Origin of the sequence: Photorhabdus caribbeanensis, assembly GCF_018448885.1 — a bacterium.
Classification (GTDB): domain Bacteria; phylum Pseudomonadota; class Gammaproteobacteria; order Enterobacterales; family Enterobacteriaceae; genus Photorhabdus; species Photorhabdus caribbeanensis.
The window spans coordinates 247787-260867 of record NZ_RCWB01000001.1 but is presented as its reverse complement, the minus strand read 5'-3'; the positions used below and the strand labels follow the sequence as shown (position 1 = coordinate 260867).

At 42.1% G+C, this 13081-nt stretch carries 9 protein-coding genes; all 9 read right to left on the bottom strand.

Annotated features, from left to right (window positions below; all coding sequences use genetic code 11):
* Positions 1-546: 546 nt before the first annotated feature.
* Entirely contained in the window at positions 547-1500 is a 954-nt protein-coding gene (locus EAE90_RS01330) for a hypothetical protein (protein WP_339920503.1), read from the bottom strand.
* Positions 1501-2234: 734 nt separating this feature from the next.
* Complete coding sequence (locus EAE90_RS01325) at positions 2235-3539, bottom strand: hypothetical protein (protein WP_214051922.1); 1305 nt, start codon at positions 3537-3539, stop codon at positions 2235-2237.
* Positions 3540-4394: 855 nt separating this feature from the next.
* Complete coding sequence (locus EAE90_RS01320) at positions 4395-4619, bottom strand: hypothetical protein (RefSeq protein WP_214051921.1); 225 nt, start codon at positions 4617-4619, stop codon at positions 4395-4397.
* A gap of 128 nt (positions 4620-4747) precedes the next feature.
* Positions 4748-5992 carry a hypothetical protein gene (locus tag EAE90_RS01315; protein WP_214051920.1) on the bottom strand — a complete coding sequence of 415 codons (1245 nt, stop codon included), beginning with the start codon at positions 5990-5992 and terminating at the stop codon, positions 4748-4750.
* A gap of 918 nt (positions 5993-6910) precedes the next feature.
* A complete protein-coding gene (locus EAE90_RS01310; protein WP_214051919.1) occupies positions 6911-8443 on the bottom strand; it encodes an MFS transporter in 1533 nt (510 codons plus the stop codon).
* Positions 8444-8464: 21 nt separating this feature from the next.
* Complete coding sequence (locus EAE90_RS01305) at positions 8465-9352, bottom strand: prephenate dehydrogenase dimerization domain-containing protein (RefSeq protein ID WP_214051918.1); 888 nt, start codon at positions 9350-9352, stop codon at positions 8465-8467.
* Positions 9345-11420 (bottom strand): aminodeoxychorismate synthase component I, encoded by a 2076-nt coding sequence (gene pabB / locus EAE90_RS01300; RefSeq protein ID WP_214051917.1) that lies wholly within the window; start codon positions 11418-11420, stop codon positions 9345-9347. Before pabB ends, EAE90_RS01305 begins: the two co-directional genes overlap by 8 nt.
* Positions 11401-11742 (bottom strand): chorismate mutase, encoded by a 342-nt coding sequence (locus EAE90_RS01295; RefSeq protein WP_246550188.1) that lies wholly within the window; start codon positions 11740-11742, stop codon positions 11401-11403. The genes pabB and EAE90_RS01295 overlap by 20 nt, the downstream gene beginning before the upstream one ends.
* Positions 11743-11803: 61 nt before the next feature.
* Positions 11804-13078: an 8-amino-7-oxononanoate synthase family protein gene (locus EAE90_RS01290; RefSeq protein ID WP_214051915.1), complete on the bottom strand. Its 1275-nt coding sequence runs from the start codon at positions 13076-13078 to the stop codon at positions 11804-11806.
* Positions 13079-13081: the final 3 nt, after the last annotated feature.

Here is a 13081-nt window from a genome sequence, read left to right as displayed (position 1 = left end):
TGATACATCACTATCTTTTTATGTATGCTAGTTAAAAATTTCAACTTTATATTTATCTCACTGGTTATTATTAGGAAACAAAAACAACAAATATGATTGTATTTTCAAAAATCACCACAAGATATAAATCTATAGATATTATCGAACGATGAAATTATGAGTGTAATTTAAATACAGGATAAAAAATAATTCTTATCTATAAGAAGATTTTTTACGAACAACCCTCAATTTTTTAATGACCTGCCAAAGGCAAATAAAATAGCCTTAATGAAGTCACGAAGTAAATCAAAATAACTGAGCCAGACAACAAGGCAGATTAATATCATAGGGAGATTTTTGGGCTAATTCGATAAGCAAAACCAAGATCTGGCCTCATCTCCCCTTATTTGTACCCGTTATCTTTCAAGTTGCCTCTTTGTTGGCTGCACTCGCTCACCTCAGTCACATAGTTCTCTATGCTCCCGGGAATTCTCTCCCTTGCCGTCGCGATGCATCTTAAAATCCATAGAGTATATATTAGTTCAGACCAGTCTGATTGCTGCACCACTAGCGCTCAGGTTTTCTTTCATGACCGTTGATATATATCTTGCCAGTGATACCGTCATCACCAAATTCTCCCGTATGACCAGTTTCACCACTGAACCCATATCTTTTATTTTTTTCAGGAAAGTGTGGAATAGGATTCCGCCCAGGAAATCCACCTATTCCGCCCAATCCCCCCCTTCCACCTTCCCCGCCAAAACCACAATATGACGCAACCTCAAGTGTTGGATCACCGTCAGAGTAATTAATATATATATTACCACTGTCGCCGCCTTTACCCCCTTTGCCGCCTAACGTTGTCGCCCTTATTTTCCCAGTAACATATTGAACATCAATCGTTAGGTCATTTGCACCTCCCCCCGGAGCACCATCACCGCCAGGCACTCCAGCAGGGCCAGGGGCGCCATCATTACCTGGCTTAGCGTCAACTATGCAACCATATTTATCCGCTATACCGTCACTACCATCGCTGCCAGTGGCTCCACGAGATCCCATTGCGCCATCAACACCATTGGCGCCATTACTGCCTTTATTGATAATGCCTTGATTTATAGAGCTTCCGTTCCCTACAAGAGTGTTAGCTTCGATCCGACCATTAGTGCGGTAAATAATTTGACCTCCCGGTTCAATGATTATCTCGTCATACACCAAAACAACCGGTTCGCCATAGTTATCTTTATCCTCAACAATCAATGGATTATTTGCGGTGATAGTGATTTTTTCTCCACTGTATAATGCAACCTTCATCGGAAAACGTTTCGCATTAAGCATTTCTTCATAATCTTTGACTAAAGCAGAATTACCATAAATATAGGCCCTAAAAGCTTTGCACAAATCAATATGATAACCCATGACATCCGCCAGTCGTTCAGCCGAAAACGGCTCAGGCAACGGATGATGGGGTTCCATTCTGCCAGGGCCATATTCACTGTCAGGCACGCCGCCGAGTTCCTTCATCTCTTGTATTGTCTGTCCCGTGAGAAATGCAGGCGGCACAGTAGCTGTATGTGGATCGTTAGAGAATATTATCTTACCGTCAAAATCCGAGGTCTTGAGTTTTTGGCTACCGTTCTATACCAACCAGATGATGATGTTGTTGTAATTTCGCCAAAGTTTCTGCAACAGTTCTTCTTTTATCCACGGGAGTTCTCCTGAGTTTATACATTGTTTAAGATAACTGCACATATCCGTTGTCCATTTGACCAAGTTTTAAAGTATCTACTGTTATTACTATCGGTTGTGGTACTGAATGACTAAATAGCCAGAATTTTGCCTTTAACTAATTGCCAAATTAGCAATAGCCAAAATATCGATTTTTTCTGGCAAAAGATATGATCACTTCAACAATAGCTATGCCAGAAAAATAATCACCAAAAAACACAAATAAAAACAATAAGCATGATTGTATTTTTCAAAAATCGCCACAAGATAGAAACCTATAGATATTATTAAACAATAACATTATGAATATGATTTAAATTAAAGGTAGAAAATAATTCCTCTTTACAAAAAGAAGATTTTTACGAAGAACTCAACCCTTAAATAAACTCATTCTACAAAAAAACGCTTAAATGACCGATAAAAAAGTCAATCAGATCATTGCACTATTATCGTGGTCAATATCACCTCCCTGATAAACTAATGCGATGCAGGCAAAAACCCAAATTTACTCGTTTCCAAACAGTTTATATTTAGGAGATGGAAGATTCATGCAATTTGCCGTTGATATATATCTGCCCCTTCTTTCCTGGCTGTCCTGGCTTCCCTGGATTTCCATCACTCCCCTTTACACCAGACCTTCCGCAACAACTTATGTAACTGACGTTTTTAGTTTGATCCCCAACATAACACAACGCACAACCACCTTCACCGCCTCTCCCTCCCCTTCCCGCTCTACCGCCAGCCCCTGCCGAACCTGGTCTTAACGAATAACTAAGCTGTGGATAACCAACAGAATAGTTAAACTCTATGTCCCCCACATCTCCACTATTCCCCCCATTACCGCCATCCCCTCCATCCCCGCCATCTGCCCCATCTCCTCCATCCGCAAAGCCACACCGTGTTTTAATAAAACCCCCGCCCCCATCACCACCATCCCCTCCATAACCCCCATCACCACCATGACCACCATTACCCCCATCCCCGCCATCCGACTGCAAAAAAATTGTCCCACGTACCTTGCCGCATGTGATAGTTAGTTTATTCGCCTCTTGACCGTGTTCACCATCCGTTCCCTTCATTCCCGAAGAACCTTTAGTTCCATGAGTACCGGGTGTAGGCCAAGTTACACAGCTATCTTTATCCTCACGGCCATCCTGACCTCTAGCGCCACTAACGCCATTGCTCCCACCTGTACCGGCAATACCATTTTTTCCATCTCTCCCTTTATTGACAAAGTGCTGTGGACCTAATCCAACCCCTTGGATGACATTTGCTTCAATCCTGCCATTGGTGTAGCAAATCACTTTGCCTTCCGGTTCAATGGTTATCTGGCTGTACACCAAAACAACCGGTTCGTCACAATGCTCTTTATCTTCAATAATCAATGGATTATCTGCATTTATCGTGATCTGCTCGCCACTATATAACGCAACTTGCATCGGAAAACGCTTAGCATTAAGGATTTCTTCATAATCTTTGACCAAAGCAGAATCACCATAGATATAGGCACGAAAAGCTTTACGCAAATCAATATGATAACCAGAGACGTTTGCCAGCCGTTCAGCAGAAAACGGTTCAGGCAACGGATAATGGGATTCCATTTTTCCAGGGCCATACCGACTGTCAGGCACACCGTTGAGCGCCTTCAACTCTTGTATCGTTTGCACTGTAAAAAATGCAGGCGGCACAGTAGCCGTTTCCAGATCGTTAGAAAATATTACCGGCCCGTCAAAGTCGGCGGTCTTAAATTGCTTTGGCTGTCGTTCCAGACCAAGCGGATGATGATATTGATGTAATATTGCCAACGTCTCAGCAACCGTTCTTATTTTTTCCATGAAAATTCTCCTAAATTTAAATTTATACATTTAGAATAACTTCATATACCAATTATCCATCTAACCAAGCTCCAAAATCTTTACTACTATCACTACCGGTTATGTCATTAAATGGCTAATAACTAGAATCTTCCCCCTGACTCATCACCAGATTAGCCAGAGCGAAAACATCAATTTTTTCTGGCAAAAAATAAAGAATATAGACACCTTAACAACAGGCAGGCCAGAAAAAATAATTCCGACGAGCATTAATTAGGTAAATATTTATTTACTTTACAGAAAGTAATTAGATACAAAATTGAAATTACGCAATTTAAAATATTAATATAAACCCCCATTTTTTCCATTAATTATGGAAAATATTTCTGTGATATAAATAGCGTTTCATAATTCCACCACACATGGCCTTCTTCAACCCATTGTTATATATGAAATTATGAGTGGTATAAGATGTAGCACTATTTTAGAATCTTATTTATCACTACCTTTTAATAGATACTAATTAAAAATTTCAACTTTATACTTATATCATGAGGTATTATTATAAAATACAAATAAAACAGTAAGCATGATTGTATTTTTCAAAAATCACAATAAGGGTAAAACTCACAAATAATATTAAACAATGAAATTATGAATATGATTTAAATCAAAGTCAGAAAATAGTTTTTTACAAAAAGAGGATTTTTCTACGAATAAACCTCAACTTTCAAATAAGCTCACTGTACAAATAAACGCTTAAATGACCGACAAAAAATTCAATAAAATAACCTTAGTAAAATAATCAGCAAATCAAAATGACTAAATTAGATAATAGAACCGAAGCAATAATTATCATGATATACCCGTCACCTTTCAAGTTGTCTCTTTGTTGGCTGCACTCACCCCGGCAACATAGTTATCTATGCTCCCAGGGATTTGCTCCCTTGCCGTCGCGATGCATCTTGAAATCCATTGGGTATATAGTGCAGCTATTAGCGATAGCTGCACATCTTGTAATTCAACACAGGCAAATCGGCAATTTAACATGATGGCGGTTCCTCGGCTCTGCCGAGCACAGCTTCCAATTTCATAAGCCATCAGAACCGCAACCGATTCACATTGATATTCCTTACTTCGATTAATCACTTTTATATTTACTCATCGACGCCAAATCGTCAGCTCAATTATAGTCGTTTAAACCAGTCTGATTCTTGCGCCCCTAAGGATTAACCCTGTACATTACCGTTAACATATATCTTGCCAGCTATACCTGCCCCTCCTGATTTTCCATCAATACCATCCTGGCCAGATACTCCTGGCTGACTACTACCGCCAGCCCCACCTTTCCCGCCTTCTCCACCTTTCCCGCCTTTCCCTCCATTACCGCCATTTCCTCCATATGACTGAGCATTAATTACTGGCTGACCTTCAGACAAATGAATATATACATTGCCACTATCTCCACCTTTCCCTCCATTGCCCGCATGCCCTCCATCTCCGCCATTTCCTCCGTTACCTCCACTCCCTGCACTACATTTTCCTACTTTATTCCCTCCATTGCCCCCATTCCCACCATTCCCGCCATTTCCTCCATTACCGCCATTTCCACCGTCGCCGCCTATCGATAACACACTGACTGGCCCAGTAAGAAGTTGAACATCAATAACTATGTCATTTGCATTTCCACCACTTCCTCCCCCCATCCCCAATCCACCAGAAGAGCCGTCAATTGCATCAGTACCGGCAGTGGATTCAACGGCGCAACCGTATGCCTTATCTATACCAGCAACACCATCTCTGCCGTTAAGCCCATTACGCCCCGACTCACCATCAAAACCATCAATTCCATTACTGCCTTTATTGATAAAGTTCGGCTTCTGAGCGCTTCCATGACCTATAATAGTATTGGCTTTAACCGTACCATTAGTGCAGTAAATAATTTCCCCTCCTGGTTCAATGGTTATCTGGTCGTACACCAAGACAACAGGTTCACCATGGCAATCTTTATCTTGAATAATCAATGGCTTACTTTCAGTTATCGTGAGCTCTTCGCCACCGAAGAACGCAATTTTCATCGGAAAACGTTTAGCATTAAGGATTTCTTCATAATCTTTGACCAAAGTAGAATCACCATAGATATAGGCACGAAAGGCTTTGCATAAATCAATATGATTACCAGAGGCGTCTGCCAGTCGTTCAGCAGAAAACGGTTCAGGTAACGGATGACGGGGTTCCATTTTTCCAGAGCCATACTGACTGTCAGGCACACCACCGAGCGCCTTCAACTCTTGTATCGTTTGTACCGTAAAAAATGCAGGCGGCACAGTAGCCGTTTTCAGATCATTAGAAAATACTACCGGCCCATCAAAGTCGGAGGTCTTAAGTTGCTTTGGCTGTCGTTCTATACCAAACAGATGGTGACGTTGATGTAATACTGCTAAAGCCTCAGAAAACGTTCTTATTTGATCCATGAGAATTCCTCTGAATTTAAGTTTATACATTTAGGATAACTTCATATATCCGTTGTTCATTTAGCCAAGTCTTTGCTTTCGGCTAATGACCAGATTATCCATAGCGAAAACATCAATTTTTCCTGGCAAAAGATACAGGCACTTCGATAAACGGGTATGCCAGAAAAATAATTACGATGAGAATTAATTAGGTAAATATTTATTCACTTTACAGAAAGTGATTGGATACAATATTTAAATTACACAATCTAAAATATTAATGTAATTCCCCACTTTTTTCATTAATTAAAGAGAGTATTTCTGTGATATATCGCTACCTTTTAATGTGTGTTAATTAAAAATTTCAATTTTATATTTATCTCACGAGGTATTATTATAAAATACAAATAAAAACAACAAATAGATTGCATTTAAAAATCACAATAAAATAAAAACCTATAGATATTATTGAATATTGAAATTATGAATGTGATTTAAATTAAAGATGAAAAACAATCCCTCTTTACAATAAGCATGTTTTCTACAAAAGACCTCAACCTTTAAATAAAATCATTAAAAAAACACTTAAATGCCAGAAAAAGTCAATTAAGTAGCTCCGGCGAAATAAGGAGAAAATCAACATAACTGAATTAACAATAGAGTCAGGTCTGTAATTATTATAATTACAGTGCTGTCATGCAAAATATTTTATTTGAGAAAACTTTTTTAATGTGGTTAAGTTCATATTGTTAAATCAATAAACATGATAAATTTCAACTTATTCCCACTCATTAATTACTCTATTTATCATATTTATTTAGCACTTGAGAAGTACAAGGAACAGTGAGGAATGAGATGTTATTTTCAGGATATTTAATAACTGCGGGTAATCACTCAAAACAGTAGTGCAGCCATTTCCAATGGCTGCACGTCAAACTATCAGTATTCAAGCACTTGCTCTTTCTGCGGCGCTTTCAGCAAACGCCAGGCTAGCAATACCACCCCCGCAGTCAATGCCACTGTCAACCAGCTCATCATATGAATAGCGCTGGTGAATGATTCTGCCGCCGCTGTCATCAGTTTTTGCCCTTCTGATTCAGCTAATGAGTTTGCTACACTGTAAGCTCCTGCCAGAGTCTCTAAAGCCAATCCAGCCTGCTCCTGAGAGACCTCATTCGGCAATTGTAATGTTATACGATAGAAAGCAGTAACCAATCCCCCCAAAATCGTCGTACCGAGTACAACACCCACTTCATAAGCCGTTTCGCTTATTGATGATGCCGCTCCTGCTTTAGAGGAGGGTACTGACGAAAGCACCAAATCGTTAGACACCGAAGCAATTGCTCCCACACTAATATCCAATAATGCGAAAGCAACAATCAAAGTGACTAAATCACTGCCGATACTCGCGACCAAAAGAAATGAAATACCTGCAATACTCAGCAAAATTGGCACCAGATAATGGGCAGGCACCCGTTGAGCAATGGGTACTATCGCCATACCCATAACAATTGCCATTATTTGTCCGGGAACCAGCGCCAGGCTAGCTAAAATCGGCTCCATACCGAGTACGATTTGCAAGACCTGTGTGGCAAAAAAGACAAAACCAACCAGCAATGCCAAACTCAGTAAGTTAACAATAACCGAACCAGTAAACATACCATTACGGAATAGGGAAAGATCCATCAACGGCACAGGCAAACGCTGTTGTCGGCGAACAAATAGCACGCCAGCAATAAGACCAACCGACAGTTCGAGTATTACACTTATTTCAAACCCATCACTGGCAAGGTGTTTAATCGCATAAACAATACCACCCATAGCAATGATCGATAACAGAACGCTATACACATCGACAATGCCAGTCTGTTTTTTATCGGATTCAGGCAATAACATCGGTCCGAAAATTAGCAATGGTACTAATACCGGTACTGCCAATAGGAAAATTGAGCTCCAGTCGAAGAATTGTAATAAAACACCACCCACTACAGGACCCAAAGCTGAACCAATAGTTAATGTTGTCGCCCAAATAGCAACAGCCAACCGACGCTGTTCACGATCCTCAAAAAGAACACTTATCAAAGCCAAAGTAGAAGGCATCAGCATCGCACCAAAAAATCCAAGTACGGCTCGCCCTATAATCAGTTGTTCAGGTGAAGTTGACAGTGCTGTGAACACCGAAATAACCGTGAATCCCAAAGATCCAAATAACAGTAATGAACGATGGCCGACACGATCGCCAATACTGCCCATTGATACCAATAAACCAGCCAATACCAATGAATAGGCATCAATTATCCATAATTGCTGACTTGCACTGGGCCCCAGAGCTTCCGCAATTTTTGGTAAAGCAAAGCTTAAGATCGTATTGTCCACCGTCACCAATAATACTGGTAACATCAATATCAGTAATCCCAGCCAATTTCTGAGTCCTGCCCGCCCGTTAGCCTCAGCAACTCTATTTAACGACATCCCCTCAACTCCTTTCCTATATCATTCAAGCGTTGAAAAAATATGCTGGCAATCAGCAGCACTGATATCGAGCTGTTCCCCCAGTTGTTGCGCAATATCTCTGAGGTTATTGCCAAACTCAGTTTGATCGCCAGCCTGTACTATCGAATTTAACTGTTGTATGGCATGCAGCAACTCCTGACGTGGTGCGGCAGCCATCGGGTTTTCATATTGAACGTCCCAGTACACTTCTATTGGATTACGTAAGATCCTTGATAACAGCGCCAGCATTGTACGCATAGGCGGTGGCGCAATAGTTGCCAAAGTTCGAATATCTAACGGACTTTTCGCCAGCACTAAGCCAAAAATCAGTATCGCGGCATGAGGCAAAGCCTGACAAAGCGCCATAACCCGATCATGTTCCTCTGGCATCATCCTACTGATACGCATATCAGCCCGCATCAATACCCGCTCAATCCAATGTTCACTAACATGACAGTTATCGAGGATGACTGCAACCGGCCTTTTTTGCTCCGGCAAAGATGGCGAGAACATCGGGTTAACACCAATAAAAGGCTGCCTGGGGGCGGCAGCGCTTAACGCAGAATAGAAAGGGGCCTGAACTGAACAGGTTGACACAATCTGTACATCATCGCCAATAGCAGACAACACCCAAGGCAACGCTTGTATGGCAACGGCTTCCGGTAAGGCAAAGACTACCGCCTTTGCCCCGCTAAAAACCTCTCCAGCATCAGCCGCCGGGTTTAAGATATCAATCTGATAGTAATGAGAATGATCGTGATGAGAACGCATTCCCTGCGTTCGTTTGTCAACACTGTAAGCTATGTGACCACAGCGGGTGAAAAGGCGACTCAATAAAGAACCAATAGCGCCTTGCCCACCAAGAATGACCACTTTATGGTTACTCACACACTTCCTCCGCCATATGACTAAAACTGAAATATGGCACACTCGCTTTGACCAATGTCTCTTCAAATTCGCCATAAGGATCAGAATGAGCAACAATTGCTCCCCCAATGCCGAATTCAGCACACTCTTGATGTAATACAGCCGTACGTATCACAATGCTTAATTCCACTTCACCACTGAAAGATAACCATCCAAGCGCGCCGGAATAAACACCGCGAGCTGATGACTCTAAAGCATCAATAATCTCCATCGTGCGCTTTTTCGGCGCGCCGGTCATTGATCCTCCAGGAAAACATGCCCGGATAGCCTCCATTGATGACGTTTCTTCGCATAATTCACCGCGGATGGTCGAAACCAATTGATGTACAGAAGAGAAACTTTCAACTTTAAATAATTCAGGTACATGCACACTGCCTGGACGACAGACCTGATTAAGATCATGGCGCACCAAGTCTACTATCATCAGATTTTCCGCTCTATCCTTAGTAGACTGACTCAATTCCCTCTGCAAATGCTGATCATCTGCTATCGTTTTTCCTCGTGGCCGGGTCCCTTTAATCGGTCTGGATTCAATATTTCTGGTCTCATCAATACGTAAAAACGTTTCTGGCGATGCACTGAGTACAGAAAAATCCCCGCATGCCAGATAAGCGCCATAAGGTACAGGGCTGGCATAACGCATACGCCGATAAGCATCCAATGGATGCCCTGAATAAGTCATCTTGGCCCTATTCGTCAGGCAGATTTCATAGGATTCGCCATCTGTGATGTATTGCAGTGATTTCTGGATTTCATCCATATACTTCTGAGCGCCATATTCCAGACAAATTTTGCTCTGATCAACAGCGCCAGGAATAAAGTCAGGCATCACTTCACCGGTATTTTTTGCCTTGGCAACTGAAAGTTCCGGCGGCCAATTTTGTGGCTGCCCTACTGGTGTAATCAGGCATTCATAAAGTTTACTCTGCTGATGATCGAATACAAAAAAATGCGGAGTAAATATTAAGCTGGCATCAGGATGTTCTGAACGGTATTTATTGCTGCCAATTGTCAGCGCCTTTAATTCATATCCTAAATAACCAACAAAGCCGCCTTTAAATACAAATGGCATCGATTTTGGCGTCGAAATTTCCACAAAACCAAGTAATTCAGACATCAGAGAGAAAAAATCTCCCTGAACAATCCTCTCGCCATCAGGACCAACCAAACGCAAACTCTCAGTCTGTACACTGTATTCCAGTCTGACAGCGCCCTGTTCATTACCGCTGCCCATCATTGAGAAGCGAGCATTAGGTCTGTCGGAATTTTCACTATCAAGCCAGAAAGCATGGGTATCATTGCCATAACGTTGAATAAACAAGGACTCAGGATCGACTATCTCCTTATATTCACGATAACTCAGGTTGAGATATTGTCTTCCACCTACTGCAAGGTAGGCTTCATTGACATAAGTGCATATATTCTGAGCGGCAACTTCCTGTTTGTGATTCTCTTTATACCTCTCCGCTATACGCACGAAATTACTGAGTAGCTCACGCCCATATTCAGAATCAATTGATTCAGGATGAAATTGGACACCCCAGATCGGCCTTTCGGTGTGTTCAATTGCCATGATTAAGCCATCATCAGTCCAGGCAGTACATTTTAGATTGTCAGGAAGGCGGGTACATACCAACGAGTGATATCTGACCACTTCAAACTGCTCAGGCAGACCGCGGAATAATCCTTCTCCAGTGTTCCTGATGCGACTGCGATAGCCATGTACCGGATTGGGGGCATGTTCTACACAGCCGCCAAATGCCAGGCTAATTCCCTGATGGCCGAGACAAATACCTAACAGTGGCACTTTGGCACGGGCAATAACATCAGCACAGACACCAAAATCACTGCTTTCAGCCGGATGTCCTGGCCCTGGAGAAAGGACTACCGCATCATATTCGTCTATCGTTAACTCTTCATAAGTCAAAGAATTTGTGACTACTGACGGCACACTGCCCGTCACTTCATACAGATATTGAGCAATGTTTTGCGTAAAGGAATCATAATTATCAATGAGCAGTATTTTCATTATTTTTTACTTTCTCGTTTACCAACTGATCAATCAGCTCTTCTTCTCGACGGCAAGTTTCTTCAATAACCAGTTGAAATAGTGATTCAGTATATTCAGGCCGTAACCCAAAATCTGTTGATTTATCCCGCAACATATCCAATAACGAGGTAATACGTTGTGGCTGCATCATCGGAATATCCTGTTCCGCCTTTACCTCGGCGATTTTCATGCAGACTTTCATACGTTCGGAAAGCAGCGCCAAAATCTGCATATTAATAACATCCAGAGATTCCCTGTAAGGTTGTAATATGTCCTGCTTATTTATTATTGATTGAGTCATATGTTTAATCTTCGTCACTGATTCATTTCAATTATCTTCTTTATCGATAAGCTGGCGTCATTTATACCTGTGGAACCACAGCCTGTGGTTCAACCCAATTCAGCCCTTTTTCCCTTATTTCAAATAAGGTATTTACTAAGTGCTTGATTTCATCAGTCTTATGCTCACTAGAGAAGGCAAAACGCAACATCGCATTGCCATCTGGAACCAGTGGATAAAACACCGGGAATAATAAGATGCCGTTGTCACGCAGCAAACGCGCCGCTTCAAGCCCTTCTGCTTCATTTTCAAATAAAGCGCCACGAACGGGAGATTGGACGCCCGCATTCATCAAATGGTTCCCCATCAGAGAATCAAATAGATTAATGTTTTTCCATAGCTGTTCCTGTCGGATTTCTATCTCAAGGCTGAGATGAAGTTTTGCGGCGGCAACGTTAGCGGCCAACATCGGCACCATGATCGAATGACCAAAAACCAGAGGATTCGCTAAGGTACTGATCACTTCGACATCATCGGCACCGGCAACCACCACAAAACCCCCGGCGCCGCCAAATGCTTTGGATAATGAACCTGCAAGTATGAAGTTGGCTGGCAAAATGTGGTCAAGGGCAGCAAAAGCATAGCCCGCGCCATGACGCCCCATAATGGAAATACCATGAGCATCATCTACATAGACATAGCCTCCAGCAGCGGCCAATTGTCGAGTTAACTCCGCAACCGGAATTAAACCATTCATTGAACCAATACCATCAATCAGCAGGATAGGCGTCCGCTGATTCTCTTTACAGTTCTGCAAAGCTTGCTGTACTGATTGTGCGTTTGCGCTATCAACCCGCGATACCGGACCGAACTGTTCGAGAATGCCGCGTAACACCTGCATAGATGCGTGAGCAGTTTTATCCATCAACCAATGTACAGGCCGGGAAAGGGGATAGCTAGGTAAAGAACCACTACCCAATAACGGCAATACACCAAGGTGAACATTACTGGTGGAAGTAAACACAGCAACAGAACCACCCTGATAAATCTCTGCCAACAGTTTCTCTAATTGCCCCAAATATTGTGGCCGCATCGCACCACGGGACGATGACAAATGTATCCCTGTGCGAGACATTGCCTGATTTGCCGCTTCAATTAAGGCAGGATGATGTTCTAATCCCAAATAAGAACAGGAAACAAATTCAGTAAAAACGTTTCCTTCCTCTGTAGTAATTTGCTTGCCTTGACGTTCTACGACAGTGAAACTGGTCAAACCTTCATCGATAGCCTGCGCTAAAGCTCCGGTTGTCCGTGACCGGCGAATTGTCATCCAATCCTGCTTGTGTTTTACATTCATTAT